At 73.5% G+C, this 24,113-nt stretch carries 22 protein-coding genes, 2 tRNA genes and 1 other RNA gene; 11 read left to right on the top strand and 14 right to left on the bottom strand.

The window, feature by feature from the left end:
• Positions 1 to 99: 99 nt before the first annotated feature.
• On the bottom strand, positions 100 to 624 hold the full coding sequence (locus HNR76_RS05300; RefSeq protein WP_162309841.1) for a YceD family protein: 525 nt from the start codon (positions 622 to 624) through the stop codon (positions 100 to 102).
• 121 nt (positions 625 to 745) lie between these two features.
• On the opposite strand from HNR76_RS05300, the gene HNR76_RS05295 reads away from it, so the two are divergent.
• Entirely contained in the window at positions 746 to 1,312 is a 567-nt protein-coding gene (locus tag HNR76_RS05295) for a Maf family protein (protein WP_162309840.1), read from the top strand.
• A gap of 4 nt (positions 1,313 to 1,316) precedes the next feature.
• Here HNR76_RS05295 and HNR76_RS05290 read toward each other — a convergent pair whose 3' ends face one another.
• Genes HNR76_RS05290 through HNR76_RS05280 form a run of 3 tightly spaced genes read right to left on the bottom strand, consistent with a single transcriptional unit; the run spans position 1,317 to position 6,194 of the window.
• Entirely contained in the window at positions 1,317 to 3,224 is a 1,908-nt protein-coding gene (locus HNR76_RS05290) for a glycosyltransferase 87 family protein (protein WP_162309839.1), read from the bottom strand.
• Positions 3,221 to 4,297, bottom strand: coding sequence for a glycosyltransferase family 2 protein (locus HNR76_RS05285; protein WP_162309838.1), 1,077 nt, complete (start codon positions 4,295 to 4,297; stop codon positions 3,221 to 3,223). Before HNR76_RS05285 ends, HNR76_RS05290 begins: the two co-directional genes overlap by 4 nt.
• Positions 4,298 to 4,328: 31 nt before the next feature.
• Positions 4,329 to 6,194 carry an ArnT family glycosyltransferase gene (locus tag HNR76_RS05280; protein WP_162309837.1) on the bottom strand — a complete coding sequence of 622 codons (1,866 nt, stop codon included), beginning with the start codon at positions 6,192 to 6,194 and terminating at the stop codon, positions 4,329 to 4,331.
• A gap of 40 nt (positions 6,195 to 6,234) precedes the next feature.
• On the opposite strand from HNR76_RS05280, the gene HNR76_RS05275 reads away from it, so the two are divergent.
• The 4 genes from HNR76_RS05275 to HNR76_RS05260 are packed head-to-tail and all read left to right on the top strand — an operon-like array spanning position 6,235 to position 10,639.
• A complete protein-coding gene (locus tag HNR76_RS05275; RefSeq protein ID WP_162309836.1) occupies positions 6,235 to 7,191 on the top strand; it encodes an AAA family ATPase in 957 nt (318 codons plus the stop codon).
• Positions 7,191 to 8,147 (top strand): DUF58 domain-containing protein, encoded by a 957-nt coding sequence (locus tag HNR76_RS05270; protein ID WP_162309835.1) that lies wholly within the window; start codon positions 7,191 to 7,193, stop codon positions 8,145 to 8,147. Before HNR76_RS05275 ends, HNR76_RS05270 begins: the two co-directional genes overlap by 1 nt.
• Before the next feature lie 6 nt (positions 8,148 to 8,153).
• The gene (locus HNR76_RS05265) at positions 8,154 to 10,094 is read left to right on the top strand and encodes a transglutaminase TgpA family protein (protein ID WP_162309834.1); all 1,941 of its coding nucleotides are present in this window, start codon (positions 8,154 to 8,156) and stop codon (positions 10,092 to 10,094) included.
• Positions 10,095 to 10,111: 17 nt separating this feature from the next.
• Positions 10,112 to 10,639, top strand: coding sequence for a Slp family lipoprotein (locus HNR76_RS05260; protein ID WP_162309833.1), 528 nt, complete (start codon positions 10,112 to 10,114; stop codon positions 10,637 to 10,639).
• Between the two features lie 244 nt (positions 10,640 to 10,883).
• On the opposite strand, the gene HNR76_RS05255 is transcribed toward HNR76_RS05260, so the two are convergent.
• The 4 genes from HNR76_RS05255 to dnaX form a co-directional block, all read right to left on the bottom strand.
• Complete coding sequence (locus HNR76_RS05255) at positions 10,884 to 11,243, bottom strand: histidine triad nucleotide-binding protein (protein ID WP_162309832.1); 360 nt, start codon at positions 11,241 to 11,243, stop codon at positions 10,884 to 10,886.
• 79 nt (positions 11,244 to 11,322) lie between these two features.
• Positions 11,323 to 11,922, bottom strand: coding sequence for a recombination mediator RecR (gene recR / locus HNR76_RS05250; protein WP_162309831.1), 600 nt, complete (start codon positions 11,920 to 11,922; stop codon positions 11,323 to 11,325).
• A 40-nt stretch (positions 11,923 to 11,962) separates the two neighbouring features.
• Positions 11,963 to 12,283, bottom strand: coding sequence for a YbaB/EbfC family nucleoid-associated protein (locus tag HNR76_RS05245; RefSeq protein WP_162309830.1), 321 nt, complete (start codon positions 12,281 to 12,283; stop codon positions 11,963 to 11,965).
• A gap of 5 nt (positions 12,284 to 12,288) precedes the next feature.
• Positions 12,289 to 14,310, bottom strand: coding sequence for a DNA polymerase III subunit gamma/tau (gene dnaX, locus HNR76_RS05240; RefSeq protein WP_162309829.1), 2,022 nt, complete (start codon positions 14,308 to 14,310; stop codon positions 12,289 to 12,291).
• Positions 14,311 to 14,441: 131 nt separating this feature from the next.
• Between dnaX and HNR76_RS05235 the strand changes: the two genes are divergently transcribed.
• Both HNR76_RS05235 and ffs read left to right on the top strand, forming a co-directional pair.
• Positions 14,442 to 14,534, top strand: a tRNA-Ser gene (locus HNR76_RS05235).
• 118 nt (positions 14,535 to 14,652) lie between these two features.
• An RNA gene (gene ffs, locus HNR76_RS05230) (signal recognition particle sRNA small type) lies at positions 14,653 to 14,743 on the top strand.
• 162 nt (positions 14,744 to 14,905) lie between these two features.
• Here ffs and HNR76_RS05225 read toward each other — a convergent pair.
• On the bottom strand, positions 14,906 to 15,661 hold the full coding sequence (locus tag HNR76_RS05225) for an MBL fold metallo-hydrolase (protein WP_162309828.1): 756 nt from the start codon (positions 15,659 to 15,661) through the stop codon (positions 14,906 to 14,908).
• Between the two features lies 1 nt (position 15,662).
• The gene (locus tag HNR76_RS05220) at positions 15,663 to 16,412 is read right to left on the bottom strand and encodes a 3-deoxy-D-manno-octulosonic acid kinase (protein ID WP_162309827.1); all 750 of its coding nucleotides are present in this window, start codon (positions 16,410 to 16,412) and stop codon (positions 15,663 to 15,665) included.
• A gap of 29 nt (positions 16,413 to 16,441) precedes the next feature.
• Between HNR76_RS05220 and HNR76_RS05215 the strand changes: the two genes are divergently transcribed.
• Entirely contained in the window at positions 16,442 to 17,479 is a 1,038-nt protein-coding gene (locus tag HNR76_RS05215; RefSeq protein ID WP_162309826.1) for a glycosyltransferase family 9 protein, read from the top strand.
• Positions 17,480 to 17,548: 69 nt separating this feature from the next.
• Positions 17,549 to 20,647, top strand: a complete 3,099-nt coding sequence (locus tag HNR76_RS15570; protein WP_282959739.1) for a fused MFS/spermidine synthase — start codon at positions 17,549 to 17,551, stop codon at positions 20,645 to 20,647.
• Here HNR76_RS15570 and HNR76_RS05205 read toward each other — a convergent pair.
• The gene (locus HNR76_RS05205) at positions 20,626 to 21,030 is read right to left on the bottom strand and encodes a DUF6165 family protein (RefSeq protein ID WP_162309825.1); all 405 of its coding nucleotides are present in this window, start codon (positions 21,028 to 21,030) and stop codon (positions 20,626 to 20,628) included. The genes HNR76_RS15570 and HNR76_RS05205 overlap by 22 nt on opposite strands.
• A 148-nt stretch (positions 21,031 to 21,178) precedes the next feature.
• Between HNR76_RS05205 and HNR76_RS05200 the strand changes: the two genes are divergently transcribed.
• Positions 21,179 to 21,269 (top strand) — tRNA-Ser (locus tag HNR76_RS05200).
• Positions 21,270 to 21,405: 136 nt separating this feature from the next.
• Complete coding sequence (locus HNR76_RS05195; RefSeq protein ID WP_162310111.1) at positions 21,406 to 22,110, top strand: PP2C family protein-serine/threonine phosphatase; 705 nt, start codon at positions 21,406 to 21,408, stop codon at positions 22,108 to 22,110.
• A 132-nt stretch (positions 22,111 to 22,242) separates the two neighbouring features.
• Here HNR76_RS05195 and dnaQ read toward each other — a convergent pair whose 3' ends face one another.
• Genes dnaQ through HNR76_RS05180 form a run of 3 tightly spaced genes read right to left on the bottom strand, consistent with a single transcriptional unit; the run spans position 22,243 to position 24,103 of the window.
• Positions 22,243 to 22,977 (bottom strand): DNA polymerase III subunit epsilon, encoded by a 735-nt coding sequence (gene dnaQ / locus HNR76_RS05190; RefSeq protein ID WP_162309824.1) that lies wholly within the window; start codon positions 22,975 to 22,977, stop codon positions 22,243 to 22,245.
• An 11-nt stretch (positions 22,978 to 22,988) separates the two neighbouring features.
• Complete coding sequence (rnhA, locus tag HNR76_RS05185) at positions 22,989 to 23,435, bottom strand: ribonuclease HI (RefSeq protein WP_162310110.1); 447 nt, start codon at positions 23,433 to 23,435, stop codon at positions 22,989 to 22,991.
• A gap of 20 nt (positions 23,436 to 23,455) precedes the next feature.
• Entirely contained in the window at positions 23,456 to 24,103 is a 648-nt protein-coding gene (locus HNR76_RS05180) for a hypothetical protein (protein WP_162309823.1), read from the bottom strand.
• Positions 24,104 to 24,113 lie beyond the last annotated feature (10 nt).

Genomic DNA, 24,113 nt, shown 5'->3' with positions numbered 1-24,113 from the left:
GATTGCTCCAAACTCGGTTGAATTGCGTGTACTGGTTTGTGACCTCGAAGCCACCCGCCGGTGCCGTTCCAGGGCGCCTGCAACGGCGGCGCGGCCGTACTACTGCCTCTTCTTCAGCGATGCCAGCGCCGCGAACGGGCTGGCCGCCTGCTGTTCTTCCTCGCCAGCCGACCAGGTGTGGTCGATCGGCCGGCTGTCGGGCGCCACCGGCACCACCGGCAGGGCCAGGACCAGCTCGTCCTCGACCAGGTCCAGCGGGCGCAACTGTCCATCCTCCGGCACCAGCAGCGCCTCGTAGCCCGGCGGCAACGCGGCGTCATCGGCCTCGTCGCGGATCAGGCCGAGCCGCTGCACGGACTTCACCGGGAACACGAACCGCTCCAGGCTGCGCTGGCACACCAGCGGCAGGCCGGCCTCGATCGACAGTTCGACGAACGGCACCTGCAGCGCATCGCAGCCAAACTCCAGCGCGAAGCGGCATTCGCCCTCGGCATCGGCGAGGCTGCCGCCCAGCCGGGCCATCGCCGACAGCGGGACACCCCCCTCGAACCGCCGCCCCGTAGCGACCATCCGCCAAGCATCCAGCGTTTCGGGAACCTGCACGACGGACGCACCCGCGGACATAAGCCGCTGAATGTTAAGGACCGTCCCACGCCCTGTCAAACACGGTCAATACCGGCGCCGGCGGGTTTGCCGGGCCGGCGCGGCCGACGCACACTGGGGCCGTCCTCGCCGCGCCCCGGCCATGCTGATACTCGCCTCGACCTCGCCCTATCGCCGCCAGTTGCTGGAGCGGCTGCGGCTGCCGTTCCAGTGCGTGGGCCCGGGCACCGACGAGCGGCCCCGGCCGGCTGAGCCACCGGCGGACCTGGCGCCGCGCCTGGCCGCGGCCAAGGCCGCCGCGGTCGCGGCCAGCCGCCCCGATGCGTGGGTGATCGGCTCGGACCAGTGCGCCGACCTGGAAGGACGCATCCTCGGCAAGCCCGGCGGCCGCGAGGCGGCCATCGCCCAGTTGGCCGCGGCCAGCGGACGCACGGTGGACTTCCACACCGCCGTCTGCCTGCGCCGGGGCGACCGCGTGCTGGCCGCCGCGGACCTGACCCGCGTCCGCTTCCGCCGCCTGGACGCGGCGGAAATCGCCCGCTACGTGGATGCCGAGCGGCCCTACGACTGCGCCGGCAGCTTCAAGTGCGAGGGCCTGGGCATCGCCCTGTTCGAGGCGATCGAGACCCGGGACCCGACCGCCCTGGTCGGCTTGCCGCTGATCGCCCTGACCGGGCTCCTGCGCGAAGCCGGCCACGCGGTGCCATAGCGGCTCACCGCGCCCCCGGCGCCCGCGCGGTCCATTCCACCGGGCACAGCAGGTAGGGAAAGGCGGCGTCGCCCACGCGGCTGGCGTGGGACGAACAGTCTTCAACGGCCATGCGCAACCCGTAGCGCCGGGCCAGTGCCGCCGCCGCGACCAACTGTTCGCGGTCGCGGCCGGCCGCCGGCGCGTCGCCCCCGTGCCCCGCAGTCGCAGTGGCGGCTGCGACGAACCGGCAGCGCCCGCTGGGGGAACGGTCGGCCTGCAGCAATTCCCTGCGCTTGCCGCGCGACGCCAGCCAGCGCATCGCGCCACAATCGCCGCGATCCAGCCGCAGGCGCGAGGCCCAACGGTTCTCGCGCTCGATCTTCGCGTTCCTGCGCCGTTCGCGGAAGCCGGCCTCGTCGGCCGTGGCCTTGAGCAGGGCCAGCGCGGGGCCGCGCGCGGCCACCATCGTGCGCACCCGCTGCACGTAGGCGGGCGATTCGGGGAAATTCGAGGCCACGCCGACATAGCTCGATTCCGGCCACAGGAATGGCACCCGCCAGGAATGCGGTTCGTCGCCGACCAGCAGCACCGTGCCCGGTGCGGGCAGCGCCGGCCTTTCCACCGCGAACGCCTGCCGCGTCCAGCGCGCATGCCCCCAGCCGTTCCATCCGGCCACGGCGACCAGTGCGCAGCCGGCGACGGCGAGCCAGGCCAGGCGCTCACCGGAGCGTGACGGCAGCAGCCCGCGCAGCAGCATCCACAGCACCACCGGCGCCAGCAGTTCCAGTACCACCAGGTAGCGATGGATGCCAAACATCCCCAGCCACAGCACGAAGCCGGCCAGGAAGAACACCCCGACCATCCGCGGCACCGCGGCCGGCACAGCCGATGCCACGGGCGCGGTCGTCGCCACGCCGCTCAGGCGCCGCCGCAACCAGGCCGCGGCGGCCGCCAGCGCTGCCAGGTACAGCACCGCCCACGCCACCTGCGGCAGTGCGACCTCGCCGGCCAGGTAGGGATCGGCGGTGAACAGCAGCGGCCACAGCAGGGCCTGACCCCAGCCCCTCGGCCGCCACCGGATGTCGCCGGTGACGTCGGACGCGGCCAGCGGTGCCTGGAACCAGGCGTTGTACTGGGGGAACAGCGGATTGCCGAATTCGCTCCACACCCGGTACAACCAGGGCCCGGCCACCAGCGCGAACACCGCCGCCGTGGCCAGGGTGAGCTGCGTGGCCGCACGCAGGCGCTCGCGCGCAGGCAGCGGGGCAGCCAGCACCGCCAGGCCGAGCGCGACGGCATAGCCGGCATTGGTCAGCTTCAGGCCCACCGCCAGGCCGAGCAGGCCGCCGGCCGCGAACAGGCGCATGCCGCGCCAGCGGCCATCGCCGCCCGGCAGCGCCAGCGCCAGCGCGCCCAGGACCAGCGGCGCGGTGCTGTTGTCGCCCATGGTGTTGCCCAGTTCGGACAAAAAGGCCGCGCTGGCCAGCCCGGCCAGGGCCAGCAACGGCGCCCGCCGATCCCGGCGCGGATCGCCGCCCAGGACGCGCCAGGCGATCCAGGCCAGCGGCAGGAACGCGAGCCCGTGCAGCAGCCCGAGCGCGGCGCCGGCCACCGGCGCGGGGAAATGCTGCACCAGCAGGTAGTACGGCACGTCGAGCAGCGGCACGAAGTAGCTCTGCAACTGCGCCGGCGCCAGGTCCAGGCCGATGCGGCCCTGCAGCAGCGACCAGGCATTGTGCAGGTGGTAGTTGCGCAGGTCCCAGTTGGCGTCCTGGCCACGCAGCAGCGACAGCAGCGCGCACAGCGCGGCCACGCCGAGGGTCGCGGCAAGCACGCCGCGCCGCGAGCGGAACCCGAACCTGCGTTCCAGCGCGCGACCTGTCCGTGCCGCGGTACGCTGCAGGCGGGAACCGCGGGACGCGGCGCTCATCGCGGGGCTGGTGCGGCGGGGCCGGCACGGACCGGCGGTTCGTCCGGGGCCGTCCGCGGGGCGGCGTGGCTTGCGTCCCTGTGCCACGAACCGCGGGTCGCGGGCACCGCCAGGTAGGCCATCCGCTTGGCCTCGGTTCGCCCGCGGGTGACCGTGTCCAGGATCAGGCCGCAGGCCAGCGCCAACGCCGCCAGCAGCGCCAGCGCCGAGCACAGGATCGCGGTGGGGAAGCGCGGCACCAGCCCGGTCTGCAGGTAGGTGGCCAGCAGCGGCGCGGCCAGCACCACCGACAGCAGCAGGCTGGCGCCGGCGAACAGCGAGAAGAACAGCAACGGCCGCTCGGCCTTGAACAAGCGGGCGATGGTGCCGAGGATGCGCAGGCCGTCGCGCCAGGTGTTGAGCTTGCTCGCCGAGCCCTCCGGGCGGGCGCCGTAGGCGGTCGGCACCTCGGCCACCGGCATGCGCAACTGCAGCGCGTGCACCGCCAGCTCGGTCTCGATCTCGAAGCCGGAGGCGTGCGCCGGGAACGACTTCGCGTAGCGCCGCGAGAACACCCGGTAGCCCGACAGCATGTCCTCGAAGCTGTCGCCGAACAGCAGCGCGGCGCACCGGGTGAGCAGGCGGTTGCCGACACGGTGGCCGGCGCGGTAGGCGGCGCGCTCGCTGTCCACCCGCGCGCCGACCACCATGTCCAGGCCGTCGTCGAGCAGGCGCCGCACCAGCGCCGGCGCGGCGTCCGCGTCGTAGGTGGCGTCGCCGTCGACCATCAGGTAGATGTCGGCCTCCACGTCGGCGAAGGCGCGGCGGATCACGTTGCCCTTGCCGCGCAGCGCGACCGCGTGCACGTGCGCGCCGGCCTCCCGGGCGATCGCTCCGGTGCCGTCGTCCGACGCATTGTCGAACACGTGGCACTCCACTCCCGGCAGGCTGGCGCGGAACCCGTCCAGCACGCGGCGCACGGTGGCCGCCTCGTTCCGGCACGGCAGCAGCAGCGCGATGCGCAGCGGCGCAGGAAGCGGTGACGGGCCGACCCGCGCACCCTGTGCGGTGCCGGCCGATGTCGTGCGGACCATGGTGTTTCCTCAATTCTTGTCGGCGCGAATGTTACCGGGCGGGCGCGGCGTCCATGACGTCCACCGGCTGCTCCGGCCATTCCTCCACGCTGCCGTCGGCGCCGTGCAGGCGCAGCCCCAGCCAGCGCCGGCCCGCCTGGCTGGCCGGTACGTCGACGAGCGCGCGGAAGCCCACGTGCGGCTGGTTCGGGTCGGTGGACTGCGGGAAATACGCATCCACCGGAAAGCGGAAGCCGTACTCGGCCTCGGCCACCACCGCCCCGTCCAGGGTGATCTCCACCCGCGACAGCCCGGGCCCGTCCTTGAACGCCCAGCCGTTCACCTCGAAGCGCAGCGGCACCGCCTGCCGCCGCGCGGGCGCGTCGATCCAGGCCATCGCCGGCACGCTGCAGGCCGTGCCCGCCGCGGCGGCAGGGGCCGGCGGCAGGTGCAGCAACAGGAAGCGCTGCGCGCCGTGATCGGCCATCACCGTCCGGCGCACCGGCGGCAGCGGCCCGAGCCGCGCGCACAGGCCGTGGTAGTGCTGCAGCCATTGCCGGAACGGCAGGTGCCCCGGCGCCAGCACCAGCAGGGTCGGCACCGGCGGCGGCGCATCGGCCTGCAACTTCCACAGGCGAAGCTGCGGCGCGCGGCCGTGCGCGTGGTTGAGCGGATGGTCCAGGACCGCGATGTCCGGGTCGCCCAGGGCGAAGCCCAGTTCGGCGCCGAGCTTGAAGTCGCCGGCCAGCACGCGTGTGCCGGGCGGCATCGCCTGCAATTCCGAGCGCACCGCCGTGGCCAGCGGCTTCCAGCCGGCGAAATTGCGCGGATAGTGCTTGCCGCCGGCGCTGGCTGCGCGCAGCGAAGGCGAGGCCAGCGCCAGGCACAGGCCCAGGGCCGCGCACGAACCCAGCGCGGCGGTGACCCATGCCGCGCGCCGCCAGGGCACCGGCCAGCGGTGGAGGGCCATGGCGGCGGCAGGCAGCAGCGCCAGCCAGGCCGGCACCGGCCAGTGGAAGCTCACCCGCTCGCTGTCGGCGAAGAAGCCGAGCAGGAAGATGCCGCACAGCACGATCGCCCCGAACATGCCCAGGAACCGCCACTGCGGCCGCATCGCCCGCCGCGGCCAGGCATCGCGCCAGGCCGCGGCCAGCAGGGCGGCGAACAGCACCGGCGTGACCAGCAGCGCCTGCGCCGGCAGGAACGCCAGCCCGCCGGCGTGCAGCGTCCAGGGATGCCGGTCGATCAGTTGGAAGCGCAGACCGGCCTCGCCGTTCTCCAGGTTCCACAGCAGCAGGGGCACCCAGGCCAGCGCACCAACCGCAAGCGCCAGCAGCACCCTCGGATCACGCAGCAGGCGCCGCCCCTGCGGCAGCCACAGCATGGCCGCCGCTCCGGCCACGGCCACCCCGCCGAAGCGGTAGTGGCTGGTGGCCCCCAGGGCCAGGCCCAGCGCCAGTTCCAGCGCCGCGCCGGGGCTGGCCTCGCGCAGCAGGCGGGTGCCTGCGTGCAGGCACATCACGGTGGCCAGGGCCAGTGGCACGTCCGGCACCGCCATCACCCCCAGCATGCCCACCAGCGGCAGCAATACCGCCAGGCTGCCGGCCCGCCATCCGGCGATCGCGCCAAACCACTGCCGGCCGATCCGCACTACCCACCACGGAAGCAGCGCGCCCATCGCCAGGAACGGCAGGCGCAGCGCGAACGGATGCTCGCCGCCCAGCGCGGTGCCCAGCCGCGCCAGCCAGGCGGTCATGCCGGGCAGGTCGGAATAGGCTGCGGCCAGGTGCCGGCCTTCCTGCCAGTAGAACGCCTCGTCCACGAACAGCGGCAGACGCGCGGCGATCACCAGCTTGGCCAGGCATGCCGCCGCCCAGAGCGCGGTGAACGTGCGCCGCGCGCGTTGTTCTCCCTGCATACCCGCTACACTCCGGAGCGACCCAGGACACAGGCATGCGATGGCGCACACCGTCCAACCTCCCGATGGAATCCTAACCGACGCGCTGCGCGCGTCCCTCACGCACGCTCAACGCCAGGTCAACGGATTGGTCCTGGGGAAACCCCAGGAAGTGCGCATGGCCTTCGTCGCCCTGCTGGCCGGCGGCCACGTGCTGATAGAGGACTTGCCCGGCCTGGGCAAGACCACGCTGGCCCACGCCCTGGCCGCCACGATCGGGCTGTCGTTCCAGCGTGTGCAGTTCACCTCCGACCTGCTCCCGGCCGACGTGCTGGGCGTGTCGGTGTACGACGCCGCCGCGCGCCGCTTCGAATTCCATCCCGGGCCGGTGTTCGCCCAGGTGCTGCTGGCCGACGAGATCAACCGCGCCCCGCCGCGCACCCAGAGCGCACTGCTGGAGGCGATGGCCGAGCAGCAGGTGACCGTGGATGGCATCACCCATGCCCTGCCCGATCCGTTCTTCGTCATCGCCACCCAGAATCCGGTCGACCTGTCCGGCACCTTTCCGCTACCCGACTCGCAGTTGGACCGGTTCCTGCTGCGCTTCTCGCTGGGCTATCCGGGAGCCGACTCCGAACGCGCCCTGCTCACCGGCGCCGACCGCCGCGAACTGATCGCCCAGGCGCTGCCGCTGCTGGGCGAAGGCGACGTGGCGGCCCTGCGCCGCGCCGCCGCGCAGATCCACGCCAGCGAGGCGCTCGTAGGCTACGTGCAGGCGCTGCTGACGCGCAGCCGCCAGCATCCGGGCGTGCGCGTGGGCCTGTCGCCGCGCGCCGGCCTGGCCTTGCTGCGCGCTGCGCGCGCCTATGCGCTGCTGCTGGGCCGCAACCACGTGCTGCCCGAGGACGTGCAGGCGCTGTTCGCCGCCGTGGCCGGGCACCGGCTGGTCCCGGAGGCGGAGGCCGGCTCCGGCGCGGCGCTGGCCAAGGCCGTGCTGCACGCGGTGCCGGTGGACTGATGGCGGCGGCGCTGCGCCGCTTCATGGACCGCCTGCGGGCGCTGGAACGGCCGCGCGCGCCCGAACCGCTACCGGTGGCCATCGGCCGGCGGCGGATCTACGTGCTGCCCACGCCGTTCGGTCTGTTCTACGCCGCGCTGGTCCTGGCGATGGTGCTGGGCGCGCTGAACTACAACAACAACCCCGCGCTGCTGCTGGCGCTGCTGCTGGGCGCGGCGGGCCTGGCCAGCCTCATCGCCACCCACCTGCAGTTGTCCGGGCTGCGGGTGGAGGCGGTCTCGGCCGAGCCGGTCGCCGCCGGCCAGCCGCTGGCCATGCGCCTGGCGCTGTCCAGCCGCGACGGGCGCCGCCGGCGCGGCCTGCGTGCCGACCTGGACACGGCGAGCGACCGCGCCAGCAGCGGCAGCGACGGGCATTGCGAATTCACCCTGGTCCTTGCCACGCACCGCCGCGGCTGGCTCGAGCCCGGCCGCATCCGCCTGTCCACCACCCAGCCGCTGGGCCTGGTCCGCGGCTGGTCGCGAGTATGGCCGCGGCATCTGCTGCTGGTCTATCCACGCGCGGAAACCCCGGCTCCGCCGCTGCCGGAGAGCGGCGGCAGCGCCGGCCACAGCCGCCTGCACCCGCTCGGCGAGGAACCGCACCAGTTGCGCGCCTATCGCGCCGGCGACCCACCGCGCAGCATCGCCTGGAAGCACAGCGCACGCCGCGACAGCCTGGTGGTGCGCGAATTCGAACGCAGCCAGGGCCTGGACGTGGTGCTGGACTGGCGGTCGCTGGCGCCGCTGGCGCACGAGCGGCGCATCGCCCGCCTCGCGGCCTGGGTCGACCAGGCCGAGCGCGAAGGCAGGCGCTACCGCCTGCGCCTGCCCGGGCAGCCGGAACTGGGCCCCGCCCGCGGCCCCGACCACCGCCACGCCTGCCTGCGCGCGCTGGCCGTGTTGCCGCAGGGCTGATCCTCCATGGCGCATCCTTCGCAGATCCTCGACCCCTCCAGCCGCGGCTGGGCGCTGGCCACCGCCGGCCTGGCCCTGCTGCCGCTGTTGCTGATCCTGCCCTCCACCCTGGCCCTGGGCTTCGGCCTGACCGCCGTGGTCGTGGCGGCGCTGGCCTGGCGTGCGCCGTTGCCCGGCTGGCTGCGGCTGCTGTTGACCCTGGCGATGCTGGCGGCGGTGTTCGCGACAATGGGCACGCGCCTGGGCCGCGATACCGGCTGCGCCCTGCTGGCGGCGATGCTGGCGATCAAGCCGGCCGAGGCGCACTCCCTGCGCGATGCGCGCAGCCTGCTCGGCTTCTCCCTGTTCGCCCCGTTCGCCGCGTTTCTGCTGGACCAAGGCCCGATGGTCATGGTGCTGGGCCTGGTCGCCGCCCTGTGCGCCCTGCTCACCCTGCAGCGCCTGGCCGACGCCGAGAACCAGGCGCCGCCGCTGCCGCTGCGGCAGCGCATGGGGGTGATGGCGCGGCTGGTCGGGATCGGCCTGCCGCTGGCGATGGCCGCGTTCTGGCTGTTCCCGCGGCTGGGCTCGCCGCTGTGGGGCGTGCCCGAGCGCGCCCTGGCCCGACCCGGGCTGTCGGACAGCATGGAACCCGGCGCCTGGGGCGAATTGATGAGCGACGACTCGCCGGCGCTGCGCGCCTCGTTCCGGGGCGACCCGCCGCCGCCGGAGCAGATGTACTGGCGCGGGCCGGTGCTGTGGCAGTTCGACGGCCGCGCCTGGACCCGGCTGCGCTGGCTCGACGGCCTCCCGATGCCCGAGGTGCGCGCGCAGGGCACGACGTGGGACTACGAGATCGAGATGGAGGCCACCGACCGCCGGCAACTGGTCGCCCTGGACCTGCCCACAGCCGCGCCCGCGGGCAGCCGCCTGGGCTTCGACCACTCGCTCACCGCGGAGCGGCCGCTGTCCGCGCCCAGCCGGTGGCGGCTGCGTTCCTCGCCCCCCGCGCAGTTCGAGCCGGAATTGCGCCCGGCCCTGCGCGCCATCGCCCTGGACCTGCCCGGCGGGCGCAATCCACGCACCCTGGCGCTGGCCCGGCAATGGCGTGAGGAGGCGGGCGGGGACGACGCGGCCATCGCCACGCGCGCGCTGGAATGGATCCGCGCCGAGTTCGCCTACACCCTGGACGTGCCGCTGCCCGGCCGCGACGCGGTGGACGAGTTCCTGTTCGGGACGAAGGAAGGCTACTGCGAGCACTTCAGTTCGGCCTATACGGTATTGATGCGCGCGGCCGGCATCCCGGCGCGGGTGGTGACCGGCTACGTGGGCGGCTACCGCAACCCGTTCGGCGGCTACTGGGTGGTGCGGCGCATGGACGCCCATGCCTGGGTCGAGGTGTGGCTGGAAGGCCACGGCTGGGTGCGGGTGGACCCGACCGCGGCGGTGGCGCCCGAGCGCATCTACGACACCCTGGAACAGCGCCGCAACGCCGCCCGCAGCGGCACGGGGATGGAGTTGCTGCGCCTGGACAACCTCGGCGATCTCACCGATTGGCTGCGCCGCGGCTGGAACGACCTGGTACTCGGGTTCGACGCCGGACGCCAGCAGGCGCTGCTCAGCCCGCTGGGCCTTCAGCACCTGCGACCGACGCAATTGCTGGCGATGTTCGCCGCCCTGGCCGCGCTGGCGTTGGCCGGCATGATCTGGGTGCTGGCCCGTGGCGAGCGCGAACGCGACCCGCTGCTGCGTGCCTGGCGCCGCCTCGGCAGGCACTACGCGAAGCTGGGCCTGGGCCGCGCGCCCCACGAGCCGGCCCTGGCCTGGGCCGGGCGCGTGGCCGCCGCCCATCCGGCCTCGGGCCCGGCGCTGCTGGCGCTCAGCCGGCGTTTCGCCGCCGCGCGCTACGCTGCCCGGGAAACGCAGACGCACCGCCTGGTCGAAGACCTGCGGCGGCATCGTCCCTGACACCCACGGAGGCCGCCATGCCCGTCCGCCATCGCACCCATTTCGCCCTCGCCCTCGCGGCCGCCGCCCTGCTGGGCGCCTGCGCCACCGCGCCGCAGCCGCTGCAGGGCGCGTTCCCCGCGGTCACCCCGCAACAGGCCGTGGCCAGCCCATCGCCCGGCACCACCGTGCGCTGGGGCGGCCGCATCGTCGAGACCCTGCCCAAGCAGGACCGCACCTGCTTCCAGATGGTGGGCATGCCGTTGAACGCCACCGGCCGCCCCGACAGCGATTCGGCCGACGCCAGCCAGGGCCGCTTCATGGCCTGCCGCGCCGGCTTCTACGATCCGGCGGTGTTCACCCCGGGACGCGACGTGACCTTCGTCGGCCGCATCGAGGGCACCGACACGGTGCGCATCGGCGAGTACGACTATCGCCTGCCGCAACTGGCCGCCGACACCGTGTACCTGTGGCCGGAAGTGCGCGAGGTGGACGTGGTGATGCCGCCGCCGCGCCCCTACTGGGGCCCGTACTGGGGTCCGTGGGGCGGCTGGTGGGGGTGGTAGCGGCGAAAGGCACGGCAAGGGCGCGCCACGCGTCAGCGCGCTTTGCCTTTAGGACCGCAGGAGCCGGGCAGCCGGATACGGGCGGCGGCCATGCGCATGCGCCGGCCAATCCTTGCTCCGGCTCCGGAGCCTGTCGCCGACTGACGCCGGCTCCCATAGGCGGCTGAGCCGCTGCATCCCGGGAGCGGCTGCGTTCACCGGCGCTTGTAGGGAAACCCTGTTCTGCTTCTGCGCGCATCCGCGCTCAGGGCGTGCCGGGCGTGCCGAAGTGTCCCAGCGGCGCGCCGGCCAGCAGGTGCAGGTGCACGTGGAAGACGGTCTGGCCGGCATGCTCACGGCAGTTCATCACCACCCGGTAGCCGTCCTGCGCCAGGCCCTCGCGGCGCGCGAACTCGGCCGCGGCCAGCATCAGCCTGCCCAGCAGCGCGGCATGCTCGGGTCGGGCGTCGTCCAGGGTCGGGATCGCCTCGTGCCTGGGGACGAACAGCACGTGCACCGGCGCCTGCGGGGCGATGTCGCGGAAGCCGAGGATGTCCTCGTCCTCGTAGACGATGGTGGCGGGGATCTCGCGGCGGATGATCTTGCCGAAGAGGGTGTCGGTCATGGCGGCAACATGCGAAGGAACGGAACGGGCATCGTAGCGCCCCGCGGCCGGAAGGGCCGCCCCCCTGGCCCGCGCCGCCCTACTCCGGCATCTCCCCGCGCGTGCCGAAGGCATGCGACAGGGTGCCGCGGTCCACGTATTCCAGCTCGCCGCCCAGCGGCAGCCCCTGCGCCAGCCGGCTCGGCCGCGCGCCATGACGGCGCGCCAGTTGCGCCAGGTAGTGCGCGGTGGCCTCGCCCTCCACCGTGGCGCTGGTGGCCACGATCATCTCCACCACCTCGCCACCGGCCAGGCGCGCGGCCAGCGCGTCCAGGCCCAGTTCGCGCGGGCCGATGCCGTCCAACGGCGAGAGCCTGCCCTGCAGTACGTAGTACAGCCCGCGATAGCCGGTGGCCGTCTCGATGGCCAGGCGATCGGCCGGCGACTCGACCACGCATAGCTGCTGGCGGTCGCGGCCGGTGCCGGCGCATACCGCGCACACGTCGGTTTCGCTGAAGTCGCGGCACTGGCTGCAATGGCCGATCCGCTCCACCGCCTCGGCCAGCACCTGGGCCAGGTGCAGCCCCCCGTCGCGGCCGCGCTCCAGCACGTGGTAGGCCATGCGCTGCGCGGTCTTGCGGCCGACGCCGGGCAGCACCCGGAAGGCCTCGATCAACTGCTCAAGCAGCGGCGCGCTCATGCGGTCGCGCCGGCCGGCGCGCCAATCCCGGCACGCATGCTCAGAACGGCAGCTTCATGCCCGGCGGCAGCGGCATGCCGGCCGAGGCCGCGGCCATCCTCGCCTTGGATTCGGCATCGACCTTGTTGGATGCATCGTTGAACGCGGCGGCGATCAGGTCCTCGGCCATCTCCTGGTCGGTCAGCACGCTCGGGTCGATCCGCACCTTGCGGCATTCCTTGATGCCGCTGAGGGTGATGCTGACCATGCCGCCGCCGGCGCTGCCGGTGACCTCCAGCTTGGCCAGTTCCTCCTGGGCGCGCTGCAGGTTCTCCTGCATCTTCTGCGCCTGTTGCATCAATTGGGCGATATTGCCGCGCATGTCGCTCACTCGTCGTGGGGTCGGATGGAATCGGGCACGACGCGGGCGCCGTGCTGCTCGATCAGGCGCTTGACGCCGGGATCGTTGAGGAAGGCCTGCTCGGCGGCGCTTTGGCGCGAATCGCGTTCGCTCTCCTGGCGCTGGTGCAGGGTCGGCGCCTGTGCCGCGCCGGTCTGGATCGCGATCTTCGGCGGCGCTCCCAGCGAGGCCGCCATGGCCTCGGCCAGCGCGGCGACCGAACGCTCGCTGCGCAGGTACTCGAAGCCCGGATCCAGGGCAAGGGTCAGCACGCCGTCGACATGGCCGACGAAGGCGGTATGCGCGGCCAACTCGCGCGCCGGACCCTTCAGATCGCAGGCGGCCACGCACCGCAGCCAGTCCTCGGCGTCGGCGACGGCGGTGGTACCGGGCGCGGAAGCCGGCGGGACCGCGCCTGGCACCGGCGAAGGCACGGCAATCGTTGCCGGAGCGGACGCCACCGGCGCGGCCATCGGCCGGGAAGATTCCGGCGGCGCCGCGACCGCGGCGGCGGACGGCGGCATCACGATGCCGCGCTGCAGCGCTTCGGCGGCGGCCGGCCTGGCGTTGCCGGCGGCCGCACGCATCGGCATGTCGGCGCCGGCGGCGAACGGATCGGCCGGCGGCACCGCGGCGCGCGGCCCGGCGGCATCGGCGGGCCCTGCCGGGCCCCGCGGCGCAGAACGCGCCGGGCTGGATGCCACCGCGGCGGGAACTTCCCACGGCGGCGCATCCGAGGCACCCGCCGGCAGCGGCGATGGGGCCTGGGCGCGCGATGGAGACGCGGCGGCAGGCGTGGATTCCACGGCGGTGGGCAGCGCGGCCGCGGCTTCGGGCGCCATGGCGGACGCCGCACGCGGCGGCGGCCCTCCCGTCGCGGCCACGCCACTGCCGGCGCCCGCGCCCGGCCCCGCGGGTGGACCGACATCGGCCTCGGGCCGGAACGCCAGCATCCGCAGCACGCTCATCTCGAAGCCCACGCGCGGCGCCGGTGCAAGCTCCAGGTCGCGGCGGCCGTTGACCGCCATCTGGTACCAGAGCTGGGTCACCTCCGGGCGCAAACGGCCCGCCCAGGCATCCACGTCGATGCCTTCGTCCTCGCGCGCGGCCCCCGGCACGAGCTGCTTCACCTGGATGCGATGCAGGGCCTCGGCCAGCGCCTCCAGCACGCTGCCCCAATCCGGGGCGAAGCCCGCCAGGGCGTCCACCGTGCCCAGCAACGCCTGGCCGTCGCCGTCGGCCAGGGCATCCAGTAGCGCCGCCACCTGGGTACGGTCGACGCTGCCGAGCATGGCGCGCACGGTGTCCTCGCCCAGCGCGCCACCGGCATAGGCGATGGCCTGGTCCAGCAGCGACAGTCCATCGCGCAGGCTGCCGTCGGCCGCGCGGGCGAGCTGGCGGATCGCGCCGGCATCGGCCTCGATCCGCTCGGCGGCCAGGATCCGGGTCATCTGGCCCTCGATCTGGCCCTCGTCCAGGCGCTTGAGGTTGAACTGCAGGCAGCGCGAAAGCACCGTCACCGGCAGCTTCTGCGGGTCGGTGGTGGCCAGCAGGAACTTCACGTGCCCCGGCGGCTCCTCCAGGGTCTTGAGCAGCGCGTTGAACGCCGCCTTGGACAACATGTGCACCTCGTCGATCAGGTACACCTTGTAGTGTCCGCGCGAGGGCATGTACTGCGCGTTCTCGATCACCTCGCGCACGTCGTCCACGCCGGTGTTGGAGGCCGCATCGATCTCCAGCAGGTCGATGTAGCGGCCGGCGTCGATGTCGGTGCAGGCCGCGCACTGGCCGCAGGGCTCGGCGCTGACGCCCTTCTCGCAGTTCAGCGACTTGGCGAAGATGCGGGCGATGGTGGTCTTGCCCACCCCGCGCGTGCCGGTGAACAGGAAGGCATGGTGGACCCGGCCGGTATCCAGGGCATTGCCCAGCGCGCGCACGACGTGCTCCTGCCCGACCAGCTCGGAAAACCGCTTCGGGCGCCACTTGCGGGCGAGGACGAGGTAGGACATCGGACTACCGCTTGGACCAGGACCGGCATTGTGCCACGCCCGCCCCGCCCCTCGGCCCGCGCTTGTGGACAAGTGCCCGCGAAGCTAGAATTTGCGCCCCCGTCGTGCCGCCTGCGGCAGCGGACGGGTCCGGAGAGGTGTCCGAGTGGTTGAAGGAGCACGCCTGGAAAGTGTGTAAGCGTCTAAACCGCGCTTCGGGGGTTCGAATCCCCCTCTCTCCGCCAGTTTCGAAGACGCAGCGACGTCTTTACGCGTTCGCCAGTTCCAGCCGGTCCGCATCCGCATTGCGGCGCCGGTGCGCCAACCGGGCCGCGCGTTGCGCGGCCCGTCTCCATGGTGGCCCCGTCGGCCCCCCGCGACGCTAGGTCGAAAATCCCGCCAGGGCCGGAAGGCAGCAACGGTATCGATCGACGCGGGCGCCGGGGCAAGCCGGCGGGGCCGCCACCTTTTCCGGCCCCGGAAAGCACGCGGGTCCGCTTGGATTTCAGCCAGCCGCCATGCCCGAACCGTGTCGGCAGGCCGGTAAGAACCGCGGCCATCGCATGCATCGGTCAGGCAGTCCGGCGCCCATGCCAGGGCCACCAGCGCACGGCGCTCAGGCAGGCCGCATCGCGGTCGGTTCGGCCAACGGCCGCACCTCGCCGGGACGGGCCACGGCATGGCCGCGCGCGGCCAGCGCGGATGCGTCGGCCTGGCTGGCGTAGTGATAGAGCAGCATGCGCCGGCGCAAGGACTCGGGGTACTCGCGCTCCAGGTCGTCCAGCCCGGTGTGCGAGGGATTGCCGTGCAGGGCACAGTCGTGGGCGATCAGCTCGCCGTCGTCGGCGTAGCGGGCCAGCATCTCCGGGATCGGCCGGGTATCGCCGCTCCACACCAGGCTGCCGCGCAGGCGCAGGCCGAAGGCGGTGTCAGGCCAGTGGTGGCGCACCGGGAACGCTTCCAGGCGCAGGCCCTCGTGCCAGAACGCCTCGCCCACCGGGATCAACTGGAACGCGTCCCAGAAGTTGGCCCCGCCCTCGGCCAGCACGTTGGGGTATTCGCCCACCCGGCGGTGCAGCAGCGGCACGATGGGCGCCGGCACGTACAGGCGCACGCGACCGCGCCGGCGCGGGTCGAAGTAGCTCGACACGAACAGGCGCTCGAAACCGGCCACATGGTCCAGGTGCACGTGGGTGAGGAAGATCGCCTCGGGCGCACGCCCGTACAGGGCCTCGAACGCGGTCAGTCCCTCGGCGCCGCAATCGATGGTCAGCCACGGCGCGCCGCCGCGCTCGATGCTGGCCATGGCCGAACCCAGCTCCACCGCCGACGCATTGCCCACCCCATGCAACCGCAGCGCCCAGCCGGCCATCTCAGCAGCCTCGCTTCCAGGCCAGCTCGTAGGCGCGGCGCAGGCGCGCGAAGTCGCGCTCGACCTCGTCGCGGCTGCGCCCGCCGCGCAGCTTGAGCAGCGAGCGGTGCAGCCGGCGCAGGTTGCCCTCGCGCCAGCCGGTGGCCGGGATGCGCATGCGCCCGCGGTCGAAATCGATCAGCCAGCCGCGGCCGTTGCCGTCGAACAGCAGGTTGTGGGCGTTGAGGTCGGCATGGTCCAGGCCCTCGCGGTGGAAGCGCGCGATCAGCCGCCCGGCCTCTTCCCACGGCGCGCCGCTGCCGGCCACCAGCGCGCGGTCGGCCAGCGACCGCACGCCCTCCAGCCGTTCCAGCAGGATCGCGGCGCGGTAGCGCAGCCCCTCGCGCACGTAGGAGGCGGCCAGCGGGCGCGGCACCGGCAGGCCGCGGCCGAGCAGTTCGCGCATCAGCCGGAACTCGGCGAAGCTGCGCGTGCGCGCCACCCCGCGCCACAGGTAGCGGTCGCGGGACAGGCGCGCGGCCAGCCCGCCGCGCAGGTAGTGGCGCAGCACGCAGGCGCCGAACGGCGCATCCACGAACCACGCGCCGCCGCGCCCGCCCGAATCCACCGGCCGTGCGCGCTCGCCCCAGGCCGCAGGGGAGAACAATTCGGCGCCGGCTTGCCGCAGCCGCTGGCGGTCGAACAGAATGGCCCCGTATCCGCGGTCGGTACGATACGGCGTCAGGGCTTCGTTGGCGTCGAACGCGACCATCCGCGCGAGTCTAACAACAGCCGAGACCGATGCGCCCCTCGATTTGCCTGCTGCGCCTGTCCGCCCTCGGCGACGTCACCCACGTGGTGCCGCTGGTCCGCACGCTGCTGCGGGCGTGGCCCGATGCGCCGCTGCACTGGATCATCGATCCGGCCGGCCATCGCCTGCTGGACGGGCTCGATGGCGTGGCCTTCCACGTCTACGACAAGCGCAGCGGCCTGGCCGGCATGCGCGCACTGCGCCGTACCCTGCCGGACGGGGGCTTCGACGTGCTGCTGCAACTGCAGGTGGCCGCGCGCGCCAACCTGCTGTCGGCCTTCGTGCCCGCGCGGCGGCGGGTGGGCTACGACCGCGCCCGCTCGAAGGACCTGCACGGCCTGTTCGTCAACGAGCGCATCCCCGCCCGGCCCGGCATCCACGTGCTCGACGCCATCGGCAGCTTCTGCGAGCCGCTGGGCCTGCGCCAGGACCAGGTGACCTGGAACCTGCCGGTGCCCGAGGCCGCGCGCGAGTGGGCCAGGGCGCAATGGGACGACGACGGCGCCCCGGTGCTGATGATCTCGCCCTGCTCCAGCCACGAGCGCCGCAACTGGTATCCCGAGCGCCACGCCGCCCTGGCCGACCATGCCGCCGCGCGCGGCTGGCGGGTGGTGCTGTGCGGCGGCCGCAGCGAACTGGAGCGCCGCACCGCCGACGCCATCGCCGCGGCCATGCGCGCGCCGGTGCTGGACCTGGTGGGCAAGGACACCCTCAAGCAGTTGCCCGCGCTGCTGGAACGCGCCGACCTGCTGGTCACTCCCGATTCCGGCCCCATGCACATCGCCAACGCGATGGGCACCAAGGTGCTGGGCCTGCACGCGGCCAGCAACCCGGCGCGCAGCGGCCCGTACTCGGACCGGCGCTATTGCGTGGACCGCTACGACGAGGCGGCGCGCAAGTACCTGGGCAAACCCTCCGCCGAGCTGAAGTGGGGCACCAAGATCGAGCACGACGGGGTGATGGACCTGGTCGCCGTGGACGATGCGATCGCTGCCTTCGAGCGCTACCGTGCCGACCACGGCCGCTGACCCGGCCCGCGGGGAACGGCCGGTATCGCCGGCGCGGCCCGCGCAGGTGCCGGCGAGGCCGCCCGCGGAGTGATCCGCCCCCGGCCGACGCCGCTGCCCGCCACCGGCTCCGCGCTCCCGGGCACCGCGGTCATCGGCCTGTTCGTGCTCTCCGGCTTCGCCGGGCTGGTCTACCAGTCGCTTTGGTCGCACTACCTGGGGCTGGTGCTGGGCCATGCCGCCTACGCGCAGAGCCTGGTGCTGGCGATCTTCATGGGCGGCATGGCCGGCGGGGCCTGGCTGGCGGCGCGGCTGGGCCTGCGCTGGCGCCGCCTGCTGCGCGCCTATGCCCTGGCCGAGGCGGCCATCGGCGTGCTGGGGCTGGCCTTCCATCCCCTGTTCCGCGGCTACACGGGGCTGTCCGAGGCGGTGCTGCCGGCCCTGGGCGACGGCCTGGCCGGCCACCTGTATCCGTGGCTGTCCGCCGCGCTGCTGATCCTGCCGGCCTGCCTGCTGCTGGGCGCGACCTTCCCCCTGCTCAGCGCCGGCTGGCTGCGCGCCGGCGGGCCGGGCACGGGCACGGGCCGGGACGCGCGGGTACTGGGCGGGCTGTACTTCGCCAACAGCCTGGGCGCGGCGTTCGGCGCACTGGGCGCGACCTTCCTGCTGCTGCCGCGGCTGGGCATGCCCGGCGCACTGGCGGTGGCCGGGGCGGTCAACCTGGCGGTGGCGGCGATGGCCTGGGCGCTGTCGCTGCGCTTCGAGCGGGCGCCCGACGCCTACTCCACGGTCGCGCCGCCATCGTCGGCCGCCGGCCCGCACGGCGATGCCCCGCGCACGCTGGTGCGCGCGGTACTGGCGGCCGGCCTGCTCTCGGGCGCCTGTTCCTTCGTCTACGAGATCGGCTGGATCCGGCTGCTCAATCAGGCACTGGGCACCACCGTGCACAGCTTCGAGCTGATGCTGGCCGCGTTCCTGCTGGGGCTGGCCTTCGGTGGCGCCTGGGTGCACCGGCGCGCGGCGCGGCTGCACGACCCCCTGCGCACCGCGGCACTGGCCCAGGTGGCGATGGGCGCGGCCGCGCTGTTGTCGCTGCTGGCCTTCGCCCACTCCTTCGACTGGAGCGCGGCGCTGGTGCAGGCGCTGGCGCGCACCGATGGCGGCTATCGGCTGTACCTGCTGGGCAGCGCCGGCATCGCGCTGGCGGTGATGCTGCCGGCCGCGTTCTTCGCCGGCACCACGCTGCCACTGTTCACTCTGGCGCTGTTGCGCGCCGGCACCGGCGAGACGGCGATCGGCCGGCTGTACGCGGCCAATACCCTGGGCGCCATCGCCGGCGTGCTGCTGATGACGCACGTCCTGATCCCGCTGCTGGGCGTGCGCACCGGGCTGGTACTGGCCGCCGCGGGCGACATCGCGCTGGGCTTCTGGCTGCTGGCGCACGCGCGCACCGAACTGGCCCCGCGGCGCCTGGAGCTATTGGTGCTGGGCGCGATCGCGGCGCTGGCCGTGGCCCTGGCCTGGGGCCGGCCGGACCCGCGCGCGCAACTGTCCGGGGCGTTCCGCACCGGCTTCGCCCGCCTGGACCCGTCGCTGCAGGTGCCGTTCCTGCGCGACGGCAAGACCGCCACCATCGGCGTCGCGCGTTCGCCCGCGAGCGGCACCCTCTCGCTGCTGACCAACGGCAAGTCCGACGGGGCGATGTCGGCCACCCTCGACGGCCCGCCCGGCGGCGACGAGCTGACCATGGTCGGCCTGGGCGCGCTGCCGCTGGCACTGCACCCGCGGCCAAGCCAGGTCGGGGTGATCGGCTGGGGGCTGGGCCTGTCCACCCATACCCTGCTCGGCAGCGACCAGGTGGAGCGGGTGGAGACGGTGGAGATCGAACCGCTGGTGCATGCGGCCGGCGAGCGCCTGTTCGCCGCGCGCATCGGCCGCGCCCTGCACGACCCGCGTTCGCAGGTGCGCTTCGACGATGCGCGACGCTTCTACGCCAGCGGCAACCGCCGCTACGACGTCATCGTCTCCGAGCCGTCCAACCCCTGGGTCAGCGGCGTGGCCGGCCTGTTCACCACGCAGTTCTACCGATTCCTGCACGACCACCTGGCCGAGGACGGCCTGCTGGTGCAGTGGCTGCAGACCTACGAGATCGACGACGCGCTGCTGGCGACGATCATGGCCGCGCTGCTGGAGAACTTCCCCGACGCGGCGGTGTACCTAGCCCAGGACAACGACCTCGCCGTCGTCGCCTGCCGCGGCGCCTGCCCGGCGCCGGACGCCTCGCGCCTGCGGGCCACGGCCGCGCTGGCGCGCGAGACCGCGCGGGTCGGCCTGGCCAGCGAGGAGGCGCTGGAACTGCGCCGGATCGGCGGTCGCGCGCTGCTGGCCACCTACGCCCGTGCCCTGCAGGCCCGGCCGCACAGCGACTTCCACCCGCAGGTCGCACTGCAGGGCCCGCGTACCCGCTTCCGCGGCGACCGCGCCGACACCCTGCAGCGGCTGGCCGACAACGGGTTGCCGGTGCTGGACGTCCTGGAAGGGCGCACCCCGCCCGGCGCCTCGGCGGACATTCCCGTCCTGCCCGGCCACAGCCTGCTGCAGGCCCGGGAGCGCGCGATCACGCTGGTCCAGGCGCTGCGCACCGGCGGACGCGCCACCGCCCTGCCCCGGCGCCAGCACGAGCTGGCCGCCGCGGAAATGGAGCTGCAGGCGCTGCTGGGCCTGTCCCACGGCACCGTCGAGGACACGGCCACCTGGACCAGCGCCGCCGCGGCCGTGGCGATGGCCACCCTCGGCCACCTGCCGGCGCAGGACCTGCGCGGCGCATGGATCGAGCCGGCGTGGATCGACCCGGCGCGGCAACCCGAACCGGTGCGGGCGATGCTGGACATGTACGCGGCGGCGGCAACGCGCGACGCGGCCGCCATGCGCGCCAGCGGCGAGGCGTTGCTGCAACTGCCGCAGGCGCTGCCGCTGCCGGTGCAGGAACAGGCCCTGCTGATCGCCCAGCTCGGCGCCCTGGGCCTGGACCGGCCCGGCGAGGTGGAGCGCCTGCACGAGGGCTACGGCGTGGCCCTGCCGCACAGCCCGGGGCTGCGCATGGTCCGGCACATGGTCAGAATCCGCGCGCTGGAGCCGCCGGCCGCAGCCGGCGGGCCGGCGCCGGGTCAGGGCGCGTCGGCGCGGTAGTCCTGGTAGGACTTCTCTTCGACGTAGGCCGAGCCCAGCGCCAGGTTGATCGCCTTCTTCACCCGCGCGCGCTCGTCGTTCTCGAAGTACACGCTGCGCGCCAGGCGCACGAAATCCTCGTCGAACTCCTGCGCCTTCTCCTTGAGCCGGATGTCGTCCTCGATCTGCCACAGCCGCTCGTTGACCGCCTTGAGCTGCGCGCGCAACTCGACGACGTCGCCGCCGGCGGCCGGATGCTGCATCCAGGTCCGTTCCAGCGCCGACAGCTCGTTGCGCACGTTGGCCAGTTTTGCCGCGTCGCTCATGCGCTCGGACTTGATCTGCAGGATCGCGATCTTGTCGAGCAGCTCGCCGAAGGAGACGGGAACCAGGATCTCGGACATGGGTCGGTACGGGGCCAGTGGAAGGGCGCCCAGTCTAGGCCATGGCGCATGTACGACGCCCGCCCGCGAGGCCGGGCGCGAGTTGTGCCGGGCCGGCCGCTTCTCGTATGATTGCCCGCCCCGCGGCGACCACGCGGCGGGGCATCGCGGAAAGGTGGCAGAGTGGTCGAATGCGCCGGATTCGAAATCCGGTGTACCGGTCTCCGGTACCGTGGGTTCGAATCCCACCCTTTCCGCCAGCGACGAAAGACGGGCCCGGACCCGTCTTTCTTCGTTTCGGCACGCCGCGGCCCGGTCCTGACGCCGCTCTTACGGGGGCGGCGTATACGCTTGCCTACGCCCATCCTGCCCGACAGCCCACCGGCCAGCGACGCCATGATCGAATTCGGACACCTCACCCACGTCGGCCTGCGCCGGGCGCTGAACGAGGACACCTACTACGGCGACAGCGAACTGGGCCTGTGGCTGGTGGCCGACGGCATGGGCGGGCACGCCTGCGGCGAGGTGGCCAGCGCGCTGGCGCGCGAGGCCATCGTCCGCGAGGTCCGCGGCGGCGCGGCGCTGGCCCAGGCCATCCGCACGGCCGACGAGGAGATCATCCGCGCCTCGCGCCGCCGCAACGACACCCTGCCCATGGGCACCACCGTGGTCGCCGCCCGGATCCAGGGCGACCGCTTCGAGGTGGCCTGGGTGGGCGACAGCCGCGCCTACCTGTGGCGCGACGGCGGCCTGGCCCAGCTCAGCCAGGACCACAGCTACGTCCAGGACCTGGTCGCCCAGGGCAGCCTCACGCCCGAGCAGGCACGCTCGCACCCGCACCGCAACGTCGTCACCCAGGCCCTGGGAGTCACCGACCCGGCCCACCTGAACGTGGCGAACATGGCCGGCGAGTTGCGCCCGGGCATGCAACTGCTGCTGTGCAGCGACGGGCTGACCGAGGACGTGGGCGATGCCCGGATCGGCGAGACGCTGGGCCTGCAGGACTGCAGCGCGCAGGAATGCGTGGACATCCTGGTGGCCGCGGCGCTGGATGCGGGCGGCTCGGACAACATCACCGCGGTGCTGGTGCGCTGCCACTGAGCTGCGTGGGCTTGCTCCCCCTTGTGGGCCGGCTCGCCCGCGACTCCCCGCGGGGACCGCATCCCCACGATCCGCCGGCCCTGCCGGTCGCCGGCACGCCTCTCCTGCAGGAGGGGCGGACGGCCAGCCCCGTCAGGCCTCCAGCGCCTCGGCCTCGGCCACCGGTTCCAGGGCGTCCCACAGCGCGTGCCCGGCCTTCTTGCGCAGGGTGGCCAGGCGGCGCAGGTGCGCCTCCCGTTCGCCGGCGTCCGCGCCGATCCGCGGCCGCGGCCCGGCCACCGGCGCGAACGCGACCACGGTCGCCGGGCCGGACCCGCCCGCGTCGGCCTGGGCGAAGCCGATCTCCTCCTGGCCCGAGGTGAGGGCGATGTAGACGTCGGCCAGGATCTGGGCATCGAGCAGCGCGCCGTGCAGTTGGCGATGCGAGTTGTCCACGCCCAGCCGCTTGCACAGCGCGTCGAGCGAATTGCGCTGGCCGGGGAAGCGCTCGCGCGCCAGCAGCAGGGTGTCGACCACGGTGATGCGGTCGGCCATCCGCCCGTAGCGATCGCCCAGCCGCGACAGCTCGTAATCGAGGAAGCCCAGGTCGAAGGCCGCGTTGTGGATGATCAGCTCGGCGCCGTCGACGTAGGCCAGGAACTCCTCGGCCACCTCCTCGAACGCGGGCTTGTCGGCCAGGAACTCCAGGGTCAGCCCGGTGACTTCCTGGGCGCCGGCCTCGAACGCGCAGTCGGGCTTCAGGTAGCGGTGGAAGTTGCGGCCGCTGGGGCGGCGTTCCAGCAGTTCCACGCAACCGATCTCGACGACGCGGTTGCCCTTCTTCCATTCCAGGCCGGTGGTTTCGGTATCGAGGATGATCTGGCGCATGCGCTGCAAGTCTACCGCGCCGCGTCGCGGGCCTGCTGCGCGGCCGCGCGCGCCAGGGCGTCCACGCGCTCGTTGTCCGGATCGCCGGCATGGCCCTTGACCCAGCGCCAGTCGATGCGGTGCCTGCCGGCGGCGGCGTGCAGGCGTTCCCACAGGTCGCGGTTCTTCACCGCGTCGCCGCCGGCGGTCTTCCAGTTGCGCCGCACCCAGGCGCCCATCCACTCGGTGATGCCCTGCCGCACGTACTGCGAATCGGTATGCAGCACCACCGCGCACGGCTCGCGCAGCGTCTCCAGGGCCATGATCGCGGCCATCAGTTCCATGCGGTTGTTGGTGGTGGCCGCCTCGCCGCCGGCCAGTTCGCGCTCGTGCGCGTTGTAGCGCAGCAGCGCCGCCCAGCCGCCGGGTCCTGGATTGCCCAGGCAGGCGCCATCGGTATGGATGTGGATGTTCTTCATCGGCTCGCAACGTAGGGGATTCATGCCGCCGGCGCGGCGCCGCGGCGCCAGTGCAGGGACGCCGGCGACGACGGCAGCGCGGCGCGCTTCTCGGCCTCGATCACGCAGCCCGCGCGCAGCGACAGCGCGCAACCGCTTTCCGCACCGGCGGTTTCGCCCAGGCGCCAGCGCGGCCCGATGAAGCGCGGCGGTGCGCAGACCAGGCCGGCGCGGGACAGCCGCCGCTGCCATTGGCCCACCGACGGCGCCGCCCAGCGCGCACCCGTGCCGCGCCAGCGCAGCGGGCCGTACGGGTTGAACGCGCACAGCCACAGGCGGCCGCCTTCGATCAGCAGGCGCCGGCCTTCCTCGATCAGTTCGTCCAGCCGCGCTGCCGGCGGATGCTGCAGGACGACGTCGCCCAGGCATCCGCTGGGCAGCGGCAGCGGCAGGCCGCAGCGCACGCCGCCCCGGTAGCCGTGGCCGTCCGGATGCAGGAACAGGCCGCGCCGCGCGGGCAATGCCCCGCCCTCGGCCGGCACCGGGGCGATCCACAGCCAGGACCGCGCGGGACGCGCCTCCAGCCGCGCCAGCAGCCATTGCCGCTGCATGGCCAGCAGCCACTGTCCTTCGCGTCCGCTGAACCAGATCGGGGCGCCGGGTTGACGGCTGGACGCGATGGCGGGCATGGTCACGATT

It is taken from the genome of Pseudoxanthomonas broegbernensis (genome assembly GCF_014202435.1).
Lineage (GTDB): Bacteria > Pseudomonadota > Gammaproteobacteria > Xanthomonadales > Xanthomonadaceae > Pseudoxanthomonas > Pseudoxanthomonas broegbernensis.
This window is presented reverse-complemented; position numbering and strand designations above follow the sequence as displayed.